The sequence below is a fragment of the Bacillus cereus group sp. N31 genome (assembly GCF_016483245.1).
Classification (GTDB): Bacteria; Bacillota; Bacilli; order Bacillales; family Bacillaceae_G; genus Bacillus_A; species Bacillus_A toyonensis.
On the sequence record NZ_JAEHCH010000017.1, the window covers coordinates 1 to 19,078 of the forward strand.

Here is a 19,078-nt window from a genome sequence, read left to right on the forward strand (position 1 = left end):
TCAAGATGAGATTTCCCATAGCGTAAGCTAGTAAGATCCCTGAAAGATGATCAGGTTGATAGGTTCGAGGTGGAAGCATGGTGACATGTGGAGCTGACGAATACTAATAGATCGAGGACTTAACCATATAATATGTAGCAAATGTTATCTAGTTTTGAAGGAATATGCCTTCATAGTTTGGTGATGATGGCAGAGAGGTCACACCCGTTCCCATACCGAACACGGAAGTTAAGCTCTCTAGCGCCGATGGTAGTTGGGACCTTGTCCCTGTGAGAGTAGGACGTCGCCAAGCAAGCTTAAGACGAGTCAGAATGACTCGTCTTTTTTGTGTTTATTTTTATTTACCAAATGTCATAATCCATAAATTTAATAACGCCAAAAATGAAAAAAGAATGAAATAGAGACTGTTTAAAATAATGGCAATGATTTTTTGTGTTCCTGATTTTCCGACTGCCCTAAAATAATACTTAAGAACAGGAAACATTATTTCTATTATAAGTATATATTTTAAAAAATGAGAGTAGAAAAAATGGGATGATATAAATAAGTATTCAATCATTATAGCAATTACTGCGATAGAGAAAAATAAATAAGATAATAGCATAGTTATTTTTTTTCACGGTTATTCTCCCCCTAAAAATTAAATCGCTATAATATAAGTTCTATTGATGTATAGAGAATAAGAGTTTATATACTTTTATTAAAATGTACTGAAGTACCATATAAACAATTGTACGTAAAATAGATCTCTAGAAATATATATTCTAATTCCCTTTCCTTCTTGCATATAGTTGCAATTCTTCTTTTGAATATAACTAAAACACGAACGTTATTGGTAACTAGTAAAAAAACATTCGATTATTTATTGACATTGTTTATAAAATATTGTTAATATAGCCATAGAAACAATAATATATAAGACCTCATATAATCGCGGGGATATGGCCTGCAAGTCTCTACCTAACGACCGTTATTCGTTAGACTATGAGGGAAAGTCACTCGGTATTTTTCTATTCACAAGGGATACGTATGCCTGAGTAGAGCGCTTTCTCTCATAGTAAAAGAGAAACTGTTCTATTTCAGGCTTTTTTTATTTGAATCGGGGGGATTCTAATATGAAATCACTAGTTGGAGTCATAATGGGAAGTACGTCAGACTGGGAAACAATGAAATTTGCTTGTGACATTTTAGATGAATTAAATATACCGTATGAGAAAAAAGTTGTATCCGCTCATCGGACTCCGGATTATATGTTTGAATATGCAGAGACGGCTCGTGAACGTGGATTGAAAGTTATTATTGCTGGAGCTGGTGGAGCAGCGCATTTACCAGGAATGGTTGCAGCGAAGACAAATCTTCCTGTAATTGGCGTTCCAGTTCAATCAAAAGCGTTAAACGGATTAGATTCATTATTATCCATTGTCCAAATGCCAGGAGGGGTTCCAGTTGCAACTGTTGCAATTGGTAAAGCTGGTTCAACAAATGCTGGATTACTTGCTGCACAAATACTTGGATCATTCCATGATGATATACATGGTGCATTGGAATTGAGACGAGAAGCGATTGAAAAAGATGTGCGTGAAGGTAGTGAGCTAGTATGACGAGAATCATTTTACCTGGAAAAACAATCGGCATTATTGGAGGCGGCCAGCTTGGAAGAATGATGGCATTGGCAGCTAAGGAGATGGGATATAAAATTGCTGTTTTAGATCCTACAAGGCATTCACCATGTGCACAAGTTGCTGATGTTGAAATTGTTGCACCATATGACGATTTAAAAGCAATTCAGCATTTAGCAGAGATAAGTGATGTTGTCACATATGAATTTGAGAATATTGATTATAGATGTTTACAATGGCTTGAAAAACATGCTTACTTACCACAAGGTAGTCAGTTGTTAAATAAAACGCAAAATCGTTTTACAGAAAAGAATGCAATTGAAAAAGCCGGGTTACCGGTAGCGACGTATAGATTAGTTCAAAATCAAGAGCAGCTTACTAAAGCGATTGCTGAGTTATCATATCCTTCCGTCTTAAAAACAACGACAGGTGGATATGATGGGAAAGGGCAAGTTGTTTTAAGAAGTGAAGCTGATGTTGAGAAGGCACGAAATCTTGCGAATGAAGCAGAATGCATTCTAGAAAAATGGGTGCCTTTTGAAAAAGAAGTATCAGCTATTGTCATTCGTAGTGTAAGTGGTGAAACGAAAGTGTTTCCAGTAGCGGAAAATATTCATGTGAATAACATTTTACATGAATCTATCGTTCCAGCTCGCATTACAGAAGAACTTTCTCAAAAAGCAATTGCTTATGCAAAGGTACTTGCGGATGAATTAGAACTTGTGGGAACACTAGCGGTAGAGATGTTTGCTACAGCTAATGGTGAGATTTACATTAATGAATTAGCACCAAGACCTCACAATTCAGGACACTATACACAGGATGCATGTGAAACGAGTCAATTTGGTCAACATATTCGAGCAATCTGTAATTTACCTCTTGGAGAAACAAATTTGTTAAAACCAGTTGTCATGGTAAACATTTTAGGCGAACATATAGAAGGGGTCCTAGGACAAGTGAATAGATTAACCGGGTGCTATTTACACTTGTATGGAAAAGAAGAAGCAAAAGCGCAGCGAAAAATGGGGCATGTTAATATTTTAAATGATAATATTGAAGTCGCTCTAGAAAAAGCGAAGAGTTTGCATATTTGGGACCATCAAGAACAACTGTTGGAGGGAAAAAGATGATTAATCGTTATACACGCCCTGAAATGGGTGCTATTTGGACGGAAGAGAATAAATTTAAAGCATGGTTAGAAGTTGAGATTTTAGCTTGTGAAGCATGGGCTGAGCTTGGCGATATTCCAAAAGAAGATGTTAAAAAAATTCGTGAGCATGCATCATTTGATATTGATCGTATTTATGAAATTGAAAAAGAAACACGTCATGACGTAGTTGCTTTCACTCGTGCTGTATCAGAAACACCAACATTAGGTGAAGAACGCAAATGGGTTCATTACGGTTTAACATCTACAGACGTAGTAGATACAGCTTTATCTTACATCTTAAAACAAGCAAATGAAATCTTGTTAAAAGACTTAGAAAACTTCGTTAGCATTTTAGCTAACAAAGCGAAAGAGCATAAATACACGATTATGATGGGAAGAACGCACGGTGTTCATGCAGAGCCAACGACATTTGGTTTAAAACTTGGTCTTTGGTATGAAGAAATGAAACGTAACGTAGAGCGTTTCAAACAAGCTGCGGATACAGTTCGCGTTGGTAAATTATCTGGTGCAGTTGGTACATACGCGAACATTGATCCATTCGTAGAAAAATTTGTTTGTGAAAACTTAGGATTAGAAGCGGCACCAATTTCAACACAAACATTGCAACGTGATCGTCATGCACATTACATGTCAACACTTGCGCTAATCGCAACATCTATTGAAAAGATGGCAGTTGAGATTCGTGGTTTACAAAAGAGTGAAACACGTGAAGTTGAAGAGGCTTTCGCAAAAGGTCAAAAAGGTTCTTCTGCAATGCCACATAAACGTAATCCAATTGGATCTGAAAATATGACTGGTTTAGCTCGTGTTATCCGCGGTTATATGATGACGGCTTACGAGAATGTTCCATTATGGCATGAGCGCGACATTTCTCACTCTTCAGCAGAACGCGTAATTCTACCAGATGCTACAATCGCATTAAATTACATGTTAAATCGCTTTGGTAATATCGTTAAAAACTTAACTGTATACCCGGAGAATATGAAACGCAATATGACAAGAACATACGGCTTAATTTACTCTCAGCGCGTAATGCTTACACTAATCGACAAAGGTATGGTACGTGAAGAAGCTTATGATATCGTACAGCCTAAAGCGATGGAAGCTTGGGAAACACAAGTACAATTTAAAGAGCTTGTAGAAGCTGATGAGCGTATTACGAGCAAATTAACGCAAGAGGAAATTAACGAATGCTTCAACTATGAGCATCATATGCAACATGTTGATACAATCTTTGAACGCCTAGGATTAAACGAAGCGTAAAATTTTATATGGCACAGAATAGAGTCATTCTGTGCCATTCTTTATAAAAATATTATTCACATTTTTCAAACTACAGGGGGCTTGCGAAATGCAAAAGCTAGAATTGCTGTATGAAGGTAAGGCAAAAAGAATTTATCGTACAGAATCAGCAGATATGGTTTGGGTAGAGTACAAAGATAGTGCGACTGCTTTCAATGGGGAGAAAAAAGAGACGATTACAGGAAAAGGTCGTTTGAACAATGAGATTACAACTTTATTGTTCAGAAAGTTACAAGAAGTAGGAATAAAAACACATTTTGTTGAGAAGTTATCTGAAACAGAGCAACTTGTAAAAAAAGTGAGTATTATTCCTTTAGAAGTTGTCACAAGAAATGTAATTGCAGGAAGCCTTTCAAAGCGATTAGGAATGGAAGAGGGAACTGTACTTGCAGAACCAATCGTAGAATTTTACTTCAAAGATGATGATTTAGGAGATCCGCTTGTAACGGAAGATCATATTCGTGTATTAAATGTTGCGTCACCAGAGCAAGTAAGCGTATTACGAGATATGGCTCTACAAATCAATCAAGTATTGATTGAGCATTTCGCAAGCTGTCGTGTAAGATTAGTAGATTTTAAATTAGAGTTTGGTGTAACGGAAGAAGGAGAAATCATATTAGCGGATGAGATCTCACCAGATACTTGCCGTTTATGGGATGAAACGAGCAATGAAAAGTTTGATAAAGACGTATTCCGTCGCGATCTTGGAAATTTAACAGAAGCTTATGAAGAGATTTTAAAACGTTTAGGGGGAATTTCACATGTATAAAGTTAAGGTATATGTAACGTTAAGAGAAAGCGTATTAGATCCACAAGGAACAGCAGTAAAAGGGGCACTTCATAGTCTTTCATTTACAGAAGTACAGGATGTTCGAATCGGAAAGTACATGGAACTAACAATTGATAAATCTGTATCTGACCTTGACGCAAAGGTAAAGGAAATGTGTGAAAAATTATTAGCAAACGTTGTAATGGAAGACTTCCGTTATGAAGTTGAGGAGGTTGTCGCACAGTGAAATTTGCCGTAATAGTATTTCCGGGTTCGAACTGTGATGTCGATATGTTCCATGCAATTAAAGATGAGCTTGGTGAAGAAGTAGATTACGTTTGGCACGATAGAGAGAATTTAGATGAATATGATGCAATTTTACTACCTGGTGGATTCTCTTACGGTGACTATTTACGTTGTGGTGCTATTTCTCGCTTTGCTAACGCAATGAAAGCAGTGCAAAAAGCTGCTGAGCAAGGAAAACCAATTTTAGGAGTGTGTAATGGATTCCAGATTCTTGTTGAATCAGGATTACTACCAGGAGCACTAATAAGAAACGAAAACTTAAAATTTATGTGTCGCACTGTTCAGTTACGTGTTGAAAATAACGAAACGATGTTTACATCACAATATGAAAAAGATGAAGTAATCAATATTCCAATTGCACATGGTGAAGGGAATTACTATTGTGATGAAGTAACTCTTAAACAATTAGAAAAGAATAATCAAATCGCATTCCGTTATGTAGAAAATCCGAACGGTAGCGTTTCAGATATTGCTGGTATTGTAAATGAAAAGGGAAATGTACTTGGTATGATGCCACACCCAGAGCGTGCTGTAGATGAATTGCTTGGTGGTGCTGAAGGGTTAAAAGTCTTTCAATCTATCTTAAAACAGTGGAGGGAAACATATGTCGTTAATGCTTGAACCAAATCCAACACAAATTAAAGAAGAGCGTATATATGCGGAAATGGGGCTAACAGACGAAGAGTTTGCCATGGTTGAAAAGATTCTAGGCCGTTTGCCGAATTATACAGAAACAGGTTTATTCTCTGTAATGTGGTCTGAACATTGTAGTTATAAAAATTCAAAACCAGTTCTTCGCAAGTTCCCAACAACAGGTGAGCGTGTCCTGCAAGGCCCTGGAGAAGGCGCTGGAATTGTAGATATCGGTGATAATCAAGCGGTTGTATTTAAAATGGAAAGCCATAACCATCCTTCTGCTATTGAACCATATCAAGGAGCAGCAACAGGCGTTGGTGGTATTATCCGTGACGTATTCTCTATGGGAGCACGTCCAGTAGCTCTATTAAACTCACTTCGCTTCGGTGAACTACAATCACCACGTGTGAAATATTTATTCGAAGAAGTAGTAGCAGGAATCGCAGGATACGGTAACTGCATCGGTATTCCTACTGTTGGTGGCGAAGTACAATTCGATCCATGTTACGAAGGAAATCCACTTGTAAATGCAATGTGCGTAGGTTTAATTAACCACGAGGATATTAAAAAAGGGCAAGCACACGGTGCTGGCAATACAGTAATGTACGTAGGAGCATCAACTGGTCGTGACGGTATTCACGGTGCAACATTTGCATCTGAAGAACTATCTGAAAGCTCAGAAGCGAAACGTCCGGCAGTTCAAGTAGGAGATCCATTTATGGAGAAACTTCTTATCGAAGCATGTTTAGAACTTATTCAGTCTGATGCACTTGTTGGAATTCAAGATATGGGAGCTGCTGGTTTAACTTCATCTTCTGCAGAAATGGCAAGTAAAGCAGGTATGGGTATTGAAATGTACTTAGATGATGTACCACAGCGTGAAACGGGAATGACACCATATGAAATGATGCTATCTGAATCACAAGAGCGTATGTTAATTGTTATCAAAAAAGGTAGAGAGCAAGAAATAGTAGATTTATTTGAGAAGTATGGTCTTGCAGCAGTTACGATGGGGAAAGTAACGGAAGACAAAATGCTTCGCTTATTCCATAAAGGTGAAATGGTAGCTGAAGTACCAGCAGATGCTCTTGCAGAAGAAGCGCCAATTTATCATAAACCATCAAAAGAAGCAGCATACTTTGCTGAGTTCCAGCAGATGAAAGTGGAAACACCGCAAGTAGAAGATTATAAAGAAACGTTATTTGCTTTACTACAACAACCGACAATTGCAAGTAAAGAGTGGGTATATGATCAATATGATTATCAAGTACGCACAAGCACAGTTGTTACACCAGGTTCAGATGCAGCGGTTGTACGTGTACGCGGTACAGAAAAAGGATTAGCAATGACGACAGATTGTAACTCTCGCTATATTTACTTAGATCCAGAAACGGGCGGTAAAATTGCGGTAGCAGAGGCAGCGCGTAATATCGTATGTTCTGGTGGAGAGCCACTTGCAATTACAGATTGCTTAAACTTTGGTAACCCAGAAAAACCGGAAATCTTCTGGCAAATTGAGAAATCGGTAGATGGTATGAGTGAAGCTTGTCGCACATTACAAACGCCAGTTATTGGCGGAAACGTATCGATGTATAACGAGCGTAGTGGTGAAGCGGTATATCCAACACCGACTGTTGGGATGGTTGGCCTTGTCCATGATTTAAAACATGTAACAACACAAGAATTTAAGCAAGCTGGCGATTTAGTGTACGTAATTGGAGAGACGAAAGCTGAATTTGGTGGAAGTGAATTACAGAAAATGGTCCACGGCAAAATTTTCGGTCAATCACCAAGTATCGATCTAGATGTAGAATTAAAACGCCAAAAACAAGTATTAGAAGCAATTCAAGCTGGCCTTGTTCAATCGGCACATGATGTTGCTGAAGGTGGTTTAGCAGTTGCAATTTCTGAAAGTGCAATTGGTGCTAATGGTTTAGGTGCTACTGTGAAATTAGACGGTGAAGCAACGGCGGTATTATTTGCGGAATCACAATCTCGCTTCGTTCTAACTGTAAAACGTGAAAACAAAGAAGCGTTCGAGAAAGTCGTCGAAGCAATTCAAGTTGGAGCAGTGACAGATACAAATGAGGTAACAATTCATAATGAAGAAAATGAAGTATTACTTACAGCAAATGTAGATGAAATGAGACAGGCTTGGAAAGGGGCAATCCCATGCTTGCTGAAATAAAGGGGTTAAATGAAGAATGTGGCGTCTTTGGAATTTGGGGGCATGAAAATGCGGCACAAGTTTCGTACTACGGATTGCACAGTTTGCAGCACCGTGGGCAAGAGGGCGCAGGCATTGTTGTAAATAATGGGGAAAAAATCGTCGGTCACAAGGGATTAGGTTTAATATCGGAAGTGTTTTCAAGAGGTGAGCTAGAAGGATTGAACGGAAAATCAGCAATCGGACACGTACGATACGCGACGGCTGGTGGAAGTGAAGTAGCTAACGTTCAACCATTATTATTCCGTTTTTCTGATCATAGTATGGCATTAGCTCATAACGGAAATTTAATTAATGCAAAAATGCTTCGCCGCGAATTAGAGGCAGAGGGAAGTATTTTTCAAACGAGTTCAGATACAGAAGTACTTTTACATCTTATTAAGCGTAGTACGAAAGATTCTTTAATTGAAAGTGTAAAAGAGGCACTAAATAAAGTGAAAGGTGCGTTTGCATACCTTTTACTAACTGGGAATGAAATGATTGTTGCGCTAGATCCGAATGGGTTCCGTCCTCTTTCAATTGGAAAGATGGGTGATGCTTACGTTGTAGCATCAGAAACATGTGCTTTCGATGTAGTAGGTGCAACATACATTCGTGATGTAGAACCGGGTGAATTACTTATCATCAATGATGAAGGAATTCACGTAGATCGTTTTACAAATGAAGTAGATCATGCAATTTGTAGTATGGAGTACATTTACTTTGCGCGTCCGGATTCTAATATCGCTGGTATTAATGTCCACGCAGCACGTAAAAACATGGGAAAACGTTTAGCGGCAGAAGCTCCTATTGAAGCTGATGTTGTTACTGGTGTACCAGATTCTAGTATTTCAGCTGCGATCGGTTATGCTGAGGCGACAGGTATTCCATATGAGTTAGGATTAATTAAAAATCGTTACGTTGGACGTACGTTTATTCAACCTTCTCAAGAACTGCGAGAGCAAGGGGTAAAGATGAAGCTTTCCGCAGTAAGAGGTGTAGTTGAGGGGAAACGAGTTGTTATGATTGACGACTCTATCGTAAGAGGAACGACAAGCAAACGAATTGTTCGTATGCTTCGTGAAGCTGGAGCGACAGAGGTTCATGTAAGAATTGCTTCACCGCCTCTAAAATATCCATGTTTCTATGGTATTGATATTCAAACGAGAAAAGAATTAATTGCAGCAAATAATACAGTAGAAGAAATCCGTGAAATGATCGGAGCGGACTCTTTAACATTTTTAAGTGAAGATGGATTAGTAGATGCAATTGGACGTCCATATGAAGGGAAATATGGCGGCCTATGTATGGCTTACTTCAATGGAGACTATCCAACAGCTCTTTATGATTATGAGCAAGAGCTTTTAGAAAGTATGAAATAAGAAAGTGAAAAAAGCTTCTACTTCTTTTGATGTAGAAGCTAGCTTCTTTCTTAAAAACGGCCGCCCTGGATGGGGAGAAATTAAAAGACGAGGTGTAAATAACGATGGCGAATGCATATAAGCAAGCAGGAGTAGATATTGAAGCTGGATATGAAGCGGTATCTCGCATGAAAAAACACGTACAAACAACAATGAGAAAAGAAGTACTAGGCGGTTTAGGCGGTTTTGGAGGTATGTTTGATCTATCAAAATTTGCATTAGAAGAACCTGTATTAGTATCTGGAACAGATGGCGTGGGAACAAAATTGATGCTCGCTTTTATGGCAGATAAACATGACACAATTGGTATTGATGCAGTAGCGATGTGTGTAAATGATATTGTTGTCCAAGGGGCAGAGCCGCTTTTCTTCCTTGATTATATTGCTTGTGGTAAAGCTGAACCTAGTAAAATTGAAAACATCGTCAAAGGTATATCAGAGGGCTGTCGCCAAGCTGGTTGTGCATTAATTGGTGGGGAAACAGCTGAAATGCCAGGAATGTATTCTACGGAAGAATACGATTTAGCTGGTTTTACAGTTGGGATTGTTGATAAAAAGAAAATTGTAACAGGTGAAAAGATTGAAGCTGGTCACGTATTAATTGGCTTAGCATCTAGCGGTATTCATAGTAATGGTTACTCTTTAGTACGAAAAGTGTTACTAGAAGATGGAGAACTATCTTTAGATCGCATTTATGGACGCTTAGAACTACCTCTTGGTGAGGAGTTATTAAAACCAACGAAAATTTATGTCAAACCTATTTTAGAACTATTGAAAAAACATGAAGTATACGGTATGGCTCATATTACAGGTGGTGGATTCATTGAAAATATTCCACGTATGTTGCCAGAAGGAATTGGTGCTGAGATTGAACTTGGATCTTGGGAAATTCAGCCGATTTTCAATTTGCTTCAAGAAGTTGGGAAACTAGAAGAGAAAGAAATGTTCAATATTTTTAACATGGGTATTGGTATGGTAGTAGCGGTAAGGGAAGAAGATGCAAAAGATATTGTTCGTCTTCTTGAAGAGCAAGGAGAAACAGCTCGTATTATTGGTCGTACTGTACAAGGGGATGGCGTTACCTTCAATGGGGGCACAGCACTATGAGTAGATTAGCAGTTTTTGCTTCTGGAAGCGGATCTAACTTTCAATCTCTCGTTAATGCGGTAGAAGAAAAGAGATTGGATGCAGATATTAGTTTATTAGTATGTGATAAACCAGAAGCACGCGTTATTGGACGGGCACATTATCATCATATCCCATGTTTCGCTTTTTCAGCGAAAGCATATGAGTCAAAAGAAGCATTTGAAAAAGAAATATTAAAGAAGCTAGAAGAGTATGAAATTGATTATGTTATTTTAGCTGGATATATGCGTTTAATTGGGCCAACTTTACTAGAAGCATATGGCGGGAAGATTATTAACATTCATCCATCACTACTACCGAGTTTCCCGGGGAAAGATGCTGTTGGTCAAGCGTTAGAAGCAGGTGTGAAAGTAACTGGAGTAACAATTCATTATGTAGATGCAGGTATGGATACAGGTCCAATTATTGCGCAAGAAGCAGTAGTTGTTTCTGAAGGGGATACGAGAGAAAGCTTACAAAAGAAAATTCAACAAGTTGAACATAAATTATACGTAAATACAGTGAATCAAATTGTTCAGTCTGTGAAAGAACCAACTGTTAACTAACATACAACCAGGGGTGAAGGATAAATGAAAAAGCGTGCATTAGTAAGTGTTTCAGATAAAACAGGAGTAGTAGAATTTGTTAAAGGTTTACTAGAACAAGGGATTGAAGTTATTTCAACAGGTGGTACGAAAAAATTACTAGAAGAAAATGGTTTACAAGTAATCGGTATTTCTGAAGTAACTGGTTTCCCAGAAATTATGGATGGCCGTGTAAAAACATTACATCCAAATATTCATGGTGGTCTATTAGCAGTTCGTGATAATGAAACACATGTAGCGCAAATGAATGAATTAGGCATTCAACCAATTGACTTTGTTGTTGTTAACTTATACCCATTTAAAGAAACAATCGCTAAGCCTGATGTAACATTTGCTGATGCAATTGAAAATATTGATATCGGTGGCCCAACAATGATTCGCTCTGCTGCGAAAAATCATAAATTTGTATCGGTAATCGTAGATCCAGTAGATTATGATGTTGTATTAGCAGAACTGAAAGAGAACGGCGAAGTAAAAGAAGAGACGAAACGTAAATTAGCAGCGAAAGTATTCCGTCATACAGCGGCATATGATGCGTTAATTTCTAACTACTTAACAGAACAAATGGGTGAAGAAAGTCCAGAAACGTTAACTGTGACGTTTGAGAAAAAGCAAGACTTACGTTATGGAGAGAACCCACATCAAAAGGCTACTTTCTATAAAGCACCATTTGCTGCAACTTCTTCTGTTGCATATGCAGAACAATTACATGGTAAGGAATTATCTTATAACAATATTAATGACGCAGACGCAGCGCTTAGCATCGTAAAAGAATTTACAGAACCAGCAGTAGTAGCGGTAAAACATATGAATCCATGTGGCGTTGGAGTAGGAACTGATATTCACGAGGCATATACTCGTGCTTATGAAGCGGATCCAGTATCAATCTTCGGCGGTATTATTGCAGCAAATCGTGAAATTGATAAAGCTACAGCAGAAAAGTTACACGAAATTTTCTTAGAAATTGTTATCGCTCCTTCGTTCTCGCAAGAAGCTTTAGAAGTGTTGCAAAGCAAGAAGAACTTACGCTTACTAACTGTAAATATTGAAAAAGCGACAAATGCAAGCAAAAAACTAACTTCTGTACAAGGTGGTCTTCTTGTTCAAGAGGAAGATACGTTATCATTAAATGAGAACACAATTTCAATTCCAACGAAACGTGAACCATCAGAGCAAGAGTGGAAAGATTTAAAACTAGCTTGGAAAGTTGTAAAACATGTGAAATCAAATGCAATTGTTTTAGCGAATGATAACATGACGGTTGGTGTAGGCGCGGGACAGATGAACCGTGTAGGCTCTGCAAAAATTGCAATTACACAAGCTGGCGAAAAAGCACAAGGTAGCGCACTTGCATCTGATGCTTTCTTCCCAATGCCAGATACAGTAGAAGAAGCAGCAAAAGCTGGTATTACAGCAATTATCCAACCAGGTGGATCAATTCGTGATGAGGATTCTATTAAAGTGGCAGATAAGTATGGGATTACGATGGTGTTCACTGGCGTACGTCATTTCAAACACTAATAGAGGATGTCTAAAAGGTCCGTTCGAGATAACCTTCGCATGTCGTCGTTGCAATGCCAGTGCGGTACTCATGTAGGAAAACTATACTCCGTGTCCTCTTGGAAAATGCGCCTCGACCTGCTCGGTTCTCTCGATCCTCCCTTTTAAACTTCTATTGATATGAAAAAGCAAACTAGGAGCATAGCTTCTAGTTTGTACCTATTTAATTATTGGGGGATGAAATATGAATGTTTTAGTAATTGGCCGCGGTGGGCGTGAGCATGCTTTAGCTTGGAAGTTTGCACAATCTGAAAAGGTGGAGAAGGTGTATGTAGCACCAGGTAATGAAGGTATGCGAGATGTTGCAACACCAGTTGATATTGATGAAAATGATTTTGATGCATTAGTTTTATTTGCCAAAGAGAATAATGTTGAATTAACTTTCGTTGGGCCAGAAATTCCGCTTATGAATGGAATTGTTGATCGTTTTAAAGAAGAGGGACTTCGCGTATTTGGTCCGAATAAAGCGGCTGCTGTTATTGAAGGCAGTAAAGCTTTTACGAAAGAGTTGATGAAAAAGTATAATATACCAACTGCTGCATACGAAACTTTTACAGACTATGATGAAGCAGTAAAGTACATTCAAAAAGTTGGTGCGCCAATTGTTATTAAAGCTGATGGATTAGCTGCTGGTAAAGGTGTAACGGTAGCAATGACGCTTGAAGAGGCATTACAAGCTGTGAAAGAAATGCTACAAGATGTGAAATTCGGCGTGGCAAGTAAGAAGGTCGTTATTGAAGAGTTTTTAGATGGACAAGAATTTTCATTGATGGCATTTGTAAATGGAACAACTGTACATCCGATGGTAATTGCTCAAGACCATAAACGAGCTTTTGATGGCGATAAGGGTCCTAATACAGGTGGAATGGGCGCATATTCTCCAGTACCACAAATTCCAGAATCAGCAGTTCAAGAGGCGATTGAAATAGTATTACACCCAACTGCTAAAGCGATGATCCAAGAAAATCGTTCGTTTACAGGTATTTTATATGCAGGGCTTATTTTAACAAATGATGGTCCAAAGGTAATTGAATTTAATGCTCGCTTTGGTGATCCTGAAACGGAAGTTGTATTACCTCGCTTAGAGAATGATTTAGTTGATGTATGCAACGCTGTGTTAGATGAAAGTGAACTAACTTTACAATGGTCAGAAGATGCTGTTATCGGTGTTGTACTTGCTTCTAAAGGATATCCAGAAGCGTATAAAAAAGGTGAAGTTATTAACGGATTAGATGCATTGCAAGATGTGATTGTTTTCCATGCGGGGACAGTAATGAAACACGGTGATTTTGTAACAAATGGTGGTCGTGTATTATTTGTTGCTTGCAAGGCGAATAGTTTACAAGAAGCAAAAGATAAAGTATATAAAGAAATCGGTAAAATTGAAAGTGATGGTCTGTTTTATCGAAGTGATATAGGATATCGTGCAATTGGGCATGAGATGACGAGAAGCTAATGTATAAAAAATCCCGCTGATTTCTCAGCGGGATTTTTATGCATCTTTATCTTTCTTCAATTTTCCTTTTTGCTTTGCCATTTCTCGAAGTAAATACTCGATGTGTGCATTGACGCTACGAAACTCATCATTCGCCCATTTTTCGATGACTGCGTGTAATTCAGGATCAATACGTAATGGAAAGCTTTTCTTTTTAGCCATAATTATTTACAACCTATTAGTATAGGCTTCCTGTATTAATAACTGGTTGCGCACCTTTATCTGAAACGATGGCAACCAATAAGTTGTTTACCATATTTGCTTTACGCTCGTCATCGAGTTCCAGCACGCCTTCTTCATCCAACATATGGATTGAATCTTTGGCCATTTTCACAGCACCTTCAACAATCTCTTTTCTAGCAGCTAACACTGCTTTTGCTTGTTGACGTTGTAGCATTGCATGGGCAATTTCTGTTGCGTAAGCTAAATGCGTTAAACGAGTTTCTAATACTTCTACACCAGCAATTTCAAGACGCGCTTCTAATTCGCGTTTTAGCTCTTCTGAAATTTCCTCAGTATTTCCACGTAACGTAATACAAGTTTCATCCTGGAAATTATCATAAGGATATTTTGTTGCCACGTGGCGGATTGCTGTTTCACTTTGGATTTCTACGAATCGATCGTAATGCTCAACACCAAACATTGCTTTTGCAGAATCAACCACCTTATATACGATAACAGCTGCAATTTCAATTGGATTTCCTTCGACATCATTTACTTTTAATTTCTTACTATTAAAGTTTTCAACACGTAAAGATACAGTTTGACGGAATGCAAATGGAATTGTTAAAAATAAACCGTTTTGACGAATTGTTCCTAAATAATTACCGAAGAACGTAATAACTTTCGCTTGATTCGGTTGAACGATACCGATGCCTGTAGCCAAAACAGATGCTAATATAAGAGCTAAAATAGCTATTACAAACATTTCTTGTACAAGGCAAAATACACCGATAGCGGCTAAAGCTAAAATTCCAATAACACCCAGAAATCCATTTACATAAAATACTTGTTTTTCTTTCATATGATCGCCTCCTGATATAAAAATGATATCATTTTTATATCATTTTAAGCAAGGGATTCATACCTAATCTTCTGAATTTTTTTATTTGGTATTTTTTATGTACGTGTTAGGGATGGAAAAGAATGTACGTTCTGTTTTGTGGTAAAATAAAGAGGACTTAACCGCCCACTGCAGCAGCTAAGTCCCTTTGAGAGCATCTTGCATCGTGACAAATGATTCAAAGCGGTTTTGCCAGGATTATTTCTTCAATCGCTGACTCAATCTCTTTGTCAGAAGCATCATAACTTCCCTTTGACTTTGGCTTGTCATGAGCGGAAGTTTGATTCACTTCTTCTTTAGCATGTCCTTTTTCAGTAAAATTCATGCCAGGCATTTTAAATGCGCCCATATTCATGTATTTTCCAAATTTCCATGCTTCAACAATAGGGCAGAAGCGAACAATTCCCTCTGCAACTTTCATTGCACCAATCCATAGAAAAATGTTAGACCAAGTGCACCACGGATTGCGTACAAGTTTAGTTGCACTACATCCGAAGAGGACAAGCCCAAGTGTAATTCGAATTAGAGCGTTTATTGTCCCGATGTTTTGCTTCATTAGAAAAACACTCCTTTTTATGAAAATTGAAATAGTAAATACTACTTCTCTTATTAGTATTCCGTGTGATTTTGGGGATATGTAATCCAACATTTGACGTTGAAAAAGATGTTGGAATGGGCGTGTGTGTCAGTAGCTTTTTTTGTTATAATGTAAGAATGCATAAAAAGAAGGTAAAATGAAATCCTTCTTTTTGAAAAATATTTAATAGCTATTTAAAAAAAACAAGATGAAAACTAACTGTTATTTTAAACAGAACTATAGATATAACTAGAGAAAAGAAAGGGTGTTTTCATGTACGATATTTCCGGATGGAAACATGTATTTAAGCTTGATCCAAATAAGGAGTTAAGCGATGAACATTTAGAAATGATTTGTGAGTCTGGAACCGATGCTGTTATTGTAGGCGGAAGTGATGGAGTTACAATTGATAACGTATTACACATGCTAGTTAGCATTCGTAGATATGCAGTTCCTTGCGTGTTAGAGGTTTCTGATGTGGAAGCAATCACACCAGGCTTTGATTTTTATTACATCCCAAGCGTATTAAATAGCCGAAAAGTAGAATGGGTAACAGGTGTTCATCACGAGGCATTGAAAGAATTTGGGGATATTATGGACTGGGACGAAATTTTCATGGAAGGGTATTGTGTTTTAAATCCTGAAGCGAAAGTAGCCCAGCTTACAGATGCAAAATGTGATTTAACAGAAGATGACGTTATTGCATACGCGCGTTTAGCAGACAAGCTATTACATTTACCGATATTCTATTTAGAATATAGCGGTACGTATGGAGATATTGAACTTGTTAAAAATGTAAAAGCAGAATTGAAACAAGCTAAGTTATATTATGGCGGTGGCATTTCTAATGCAGAACAAGCGAAAGAAGTAGCGCAGTATGCCGATACAGTAGTTGTTGGAAATGTTATTTATGATGATATAAAATCGGCGTTAAAAACAGTTAAAGCAGTAAAAGGAGAGTAGGTGCAGGCGTATATGAGTATGACGGATAAGTTATTAAATGGTTTAAATCCACAGCAACAAAAAGCAGTGCAAACAACGAATGGACCGCTGCTATTAATGGCGGGAGCGGGTAGTGGTAAAACACGTGTGTTAACACATCGTATTGCATATTTACTTGGTGAAAAAGGTGTAGCGCCATGGAATGTACTAGCTATTACCTTTACAAATAAGGCTGCTCGTGAAATGCGCGAGCGTATTGATACACTTGTCGGACCAGAAGCAGAAGATATTTGGATTTCTACGTTCCACTCTATGTGTGTACGTATTTTACGACGTGATATCGATCGTATTGGTATTAATCGTAACTTTACAATCTTAGATTCAGGCGATCAGTTAACTGTAGTCAAAAAAATTATGAAAGAGCGTAATATTGATCCGAAGAAATTTGAGCCGCGCTCTATTTTAGCCGGTATTAGTAATGCGAAAAATGAACTGTTATCTGCAGATAAATATGCAAAAAAAATTACAATCGCTGATCCATATGAAAAATTAACGAGCGATGTATATACAGAATATCAAAAACGTCTTTTGAAAAATAACTCATTAGACTTTGATGATTTAATTATGACAACGATTCAGCTATTTGAACGTGTTCCAGAAGTACTAGAGTTTTATCAGCGTAAGTTCCAATATATTCACGTGGATGAGTATCAAGATACGAACAAAGCGCAGTACCTTCTTGTTAAACATTTAGCAGCACGTTTTAAAAACCTTTGTGTTGTGGGTGACTCAGACCAGTCTATTTATCGCTGGCGTGGTGCGGATATTTCGAACATTTTGTCATTCGAAAAAGACTATGAGAATGCGCAAGTTATTCTGTTAGAACAAAACTATCGTTCGTCACAAAATATTTTAAATGCAGCCAATGCTGTTATTGAAAAAAATACGAATCGTAAACCGAAAAAATTATGGACAGACAACCAAGTTGGGAGCAAAATTTCGTATTATCGTGCTGCAACTGAAAAGGACGAAGCGTATTTTGTTGCGAAAAAAATTCGTGATGATATTCAAATGGGGAACCGAAAATATACTGACTTTGCAGTATTATATCGTACGAATGCTCAGTCTCGTATGGTTGAGGAGATTTTCCTGAAATCTAATATCCCTTATAAAATTGTCGGCGGTACGAAGTTCTACGACCGTAAAGAAATTAAAGACATTTTGGCGTACTTACGTTTAATTGGGAATCCTGATGATGAGATTAGTTTCGCACGTATTATTAACATGCCGAAGCGCGGGATTGGTGCGACTTCTATCGATAAAATTATTAATTACGGTGTGCAAAACGGAATTTCATTAACGGCTATATTTGATGAAATTGAGCATGTTGGTGTAAGTGCAAAAATTACAAAGGCAGTAAAAGAATTCGCAAGTTTACTACACAACTGGGTAAATATGCAAGAGTACTTATCTGTTACAGAATTAGTAGAAGAAGTCATTGAAAAAACAGGATATCGCGAGATGTTGAAAAATGAGCGTTCTTTAGAAGCAGAAGGCCGTTTAGAAAACTTAGATGAGTTTTTATCTGTTACGCAAACGTTCGAATCTCAAAGTGAAGATAAGAGCCTTGTTGCATTCCTAACAGACTTAGCTCTTGTCGCGGATATTGATCGTGTAGATGAAGATCCAACTGCTGGTGAAGAAGTTATTTTAATGACGATGCACTCAGCAAAAGGGCTAGAGTTCCCTGTAGTCTTTATCGTTGGTTTAGAGGAAGGAATATTCCCGCATACGCGTTCTCTTATGGAAGAAGATGAAATGCAAGAAGAGCGTCGTCTTGCTTATGTAGGTATTACTCGTGCAGAAGAAGAATTATACTTATCGAATGCACAAATGCGTACTTTATTTGGTAGGACAAGTATGAATGCAGCATCTCGATTTATTACAGAAATCCCGGCAGAGCTGGTGGAACCATTAAATGAAACAGCGCCGAAGCGTGAAACTTCGTTTAGTGCAAAAGGAAGAACGACAGGAGCTGCGGCAACAACAACACGCTCTCGTTCAGCTTTCGTACGTCCCGCTGTTAAGACAACAGGCGGCGAGCAAATTGGCTGGGCAGTAGGCGATAAAGCTTCCCACCAAAAATGGGGAGTCGGTACAGTTGTAAGTGTAAAAGGCGAAGGTGATTCAAAAGAATTAGATATCGCGTTCCCAAGCCCGATTGGTGTTAAACGTTTATTAGCAAAATTTGCACCTGTGACGAAACAATAGGAAAGGAATGA

The 19,078-nt window shown here is 38.0% G+C and carries 18 protein-coding genes, 2 rRNA genes and 1 riboswitch; of the genes, 16 read left to right on the forward strand and 4 right to left on the reverse strand.

Annotated features, from left to right (window positions below; all coding sequences use genetic code 11):
* A 23S ribosomal RNA gene (locus JDS81_RS19470) occupies positions 1 to 127 on the forward strand; the annotation flags it as partial.
* Positions 128 to 176: 49 nt separating this feature from the next.
* Positions 177 to 292: ribosomal RNA gene (gene rrf, locus JDS81_RS19475) — 5S ribosomal RNA — on the forward strand.
* 45 nt (positions 293 to 337) lie between these two features.
* Here rrf and JDS81_RS30485 read toward each other — a convergent pair.
* Positions 338 to 604: a hypothetical protein gene (locus JDS81_RS30485; RefSeq protein ID WP_000927497.1), complete on the reverse strand. Its 267-nt coding sequence runs from the start codon at positions 602 to 604 to the stop codon at positions 338 to 340.
* A 299-nt stretch (positions 605 to 903) separates the two neighbouring features.
* Positions 904 to 1,005, forward strand: a riboswitch (purine riboswitch).
* Positions 1,006 to 1,115: 110 nt separating this feature from the next.
* Between JDS81_RS30485 and purE the strand changes: the two genes are divergently transcribed.
* From purE to purD, 12 genes are all read left to right on the forward strand, one after another.
* Entirely contained in the window at positions 1,116 to 1,601 is a 486-nt protein-coding gene (purE, locus tag JDS81_RS19480) for a 5-(carboxyamino)imidazole ribonucleotide mutase (RefSeq protein ID WP_097953908.1), read from the forward strand.
* Positions 1,598 to 2,749, forward strand: a complete 1,152-nt coding sequence (gene purK, locus JDS81_RS19485) for a 5-(carboxyamino)imidazole ribonucleotide synthase (RefSeq protein ID WP_097953909.1) — start codon at positions 1,598 to 1,600, stop codon at positions 2,747 to 2,749. The genes purE and purK overlap by 4 nt, the downstream gene beginning before the upstream one ends.
* Positions 2,746 to 4,053, forward strand: a complete 1,308-nt coding sequence (gene purB / locus JDS81_RS19490) for an adenylosuccinate lyase (RefSeq protein ID WP_000610752.1) — start codon at positions 2,746 to 2,748, stop codon at positions 4,051 to 4,053. The genes purK and purB overlap by 4 nt, the downstream gene beginning before the upstream one ends.
* A gap of 88 nt (positions 4,054 to 4,141) precedes the next feature.
* The gene (gene purC / locus JDS81_RS19495; RefSeq protein WP_001170546.1) at positions 4,142 to 4,861 is read left to right on the forward strand and encodes a phosphoribosylaminoimidazolesuccinocarboxamide synthase; all 720 of its coding nucleotides are present in this window, start codon (positions 4,142 to 4,144) and stop codon (positions 4,859 to 4,861) included.
* A complete protein-coding gene (purS, locus tag JDS81_RS19500; protein WP_000278820.1) occupies positions 4,854 to 5,108 on the forward strand; it encodes a phosphoribosylformylglycinamidine synthase subunit PurS in 255 nt (84 codons plus the stop codon). Before purC ends, purS begins: the two co-directional genes overlap by 8 nt.
* Positions 5,105 to 5,788 (forward strand): phosphoribosylformylglycinamidine synthase subunit PurQ, encoded by a 684-nt coding sequence (purQ, locus tag JDS81_RS19505; RefSeq protein ID WP_000666770.1) that lies wholly within the window; start codon positions 5,105 to 5,107, stop codon positions 5,786 to 5,788. The genes purS and purQ overlap by 4 nt, the downstream gene beginning before the upstream one ends.
* A complete protein-coding gene (gene purL, locus JDS81_RS19510) occupies positions 5,772 to 7,991 on the forward strand; it encodes a phosphoribosylformylglycinamidine synthase II (RefSeq protein ID WP_000055552.1) in 2,220 nt (739 codons plus the stop codon). The genes purQ and purL overlap by 17 nt, the downstream gene beginning before the upstream one ends.
* A complete protein-coding gene (purF, locus tag JDS81_RS19515; protein WP_000879031.1) occupies positions 7,976 to 9,391 on the forward strand; it encodes an amidophosphoribosyltransferase in 1,416 nt (471 codons plus the stop codon). The genes purL and purF overlap by 16 nt, the downstream gene beginning before the upstream one ends.
* A gap of 104 nt (positions 9,392 to 9,495) precedes the next feature.
* Positions 9,496 to 10,536, forward strand: a complete 1,041-nt coding sequence (purM, locus tag JDS81_RS19520) for a phosphoribosylformylglycinamidine cyclo-ligase (protein ID WP_001262428.1) — start codon at positions 9,496 to 9,498, stop codon at positions 10,534 to 10,536.
* Positions 10,533 to 11,120 carry a phosphoribosylglycinamide formyltransferase gene (purN, locus tag JDS81_RS19525; protein ID WP_000088570.1) on the forward strand — a complete coding sequence of 196 codons (588 nt, stop codon included), beginning with the start codon at positions 10,533 to 10,535 and terminating at the stop codon, positions 11,118 to 11,120. Before purM ends, purN begins: the two co-directional genes overlap by 4 nt.
* Positions 11,121 to 11,144: 24 nt before the next feature.
* Positions 11,145 to 12,680 (forward strand): bifunctional phosphoribosylaminoimidazolecarboxamide formyltransferase/IMP cyclohydrolase, encoded by a 1,536-nt coding sequence (gene purH / locus JDS81_RS19530; RefSeq protein WP_097953910.1) that lies wholly within the window; start codon positions 11,145 to 11,147, stop codon positions 12,678 to 12,680.
* Between the two features lie 223 nt (positions 12,681 to 12,903).
* Complete coding sequence (purD, locus tag JDS81_RS19535; RefSeq protein ID WP_097953911.1) at positions 12,904 to 14,175, forward strand: phosphoribosylamine--glycine ligase; 1,272 nt, start codon at positions 12,904 to 12,906, stop codon at positions 14,173 to 14,175.
* Between the two features lie 36 nt (positions 14,176 to 14,211).
* Here purD and JDS81_RS19540 read toward each other — a convergent pair whose 3' ends face one another.
* From JDS81_RS19540 to JDS81_RS19550, 3 genes are all read right to left on the reverse strand, one after another.
* The gene (locus JDS81_RS19540) at positions 14,212 to 14,376 is read right to left on the reverse strand and encodes a type II toxin-antitoxin system antitoxin (protein WP_001085171.1); all 165 of its coding nucleotides are present in this window, start codon (positions 14,374 to 14,376) and stop codon (positions 14,212 to 14,214) included.
* A 16-nt stretch (positions 14,377 to 14,392) separates the two neighbouring features.
* Positions 14,393 to 15,238 carry an SPFH domain-containing protein gene (locus tag JDS81_RS19545; RefSeq protein WP_097953912.1) on the reverse strand — a complete coding sequence of 282 codons (846 nt, stop codon included), beginning with the start codon at positions 15,236 to 15,238 and terminating at the stop codon, positions 14,393 to 14,395.
* A 217-nt stretch (positions 15,239 to 15,455) separates the two neighbouring features.
* Positions 15,456 to 15,833 carry a YgaP family membrane protein gene (locus JDS81_RS19550; RefSeq protein WP_000812355.1) on the reverse strand — a complete coding sequence of 126 codons (378 nt, stop codon included), beginning with the start codon at positions 15,831 to 15,833 and terminating at the stop codon, positions 15,456 to 15,458.
* A gap of 294 nt (positions 15,834 to 16,127) precedes the next feature.
* Between JDS81_RS19550 and pcrB the strand changes: the two genes are divergently transcribed.
* Complete coding sequence (gene pcrB, locus JDS81_RS19555) at positions 16,128 to 16,817, forward strand: heptaprenylglyceryl phosphate synthase (protein WP_000272082.1); 690 nt, start codon at positions 16,128 to 16,130, stop codon at positions 16,815 to 16,817.
* On the forward strand, positions 16,818 to 19,067 hold the full coding sequence (gene pcrA, locus JDS81_RS19560; protein ID WP_097953913.1) for a DNA helicase PcrA: 2,250 nt from the start codon (positions 16,818 to 16,820) through the stop codon (positions 19,065 to 19,067).
* Positions 19,068 to 19,078: the final 11 nt, after the last annotated feature.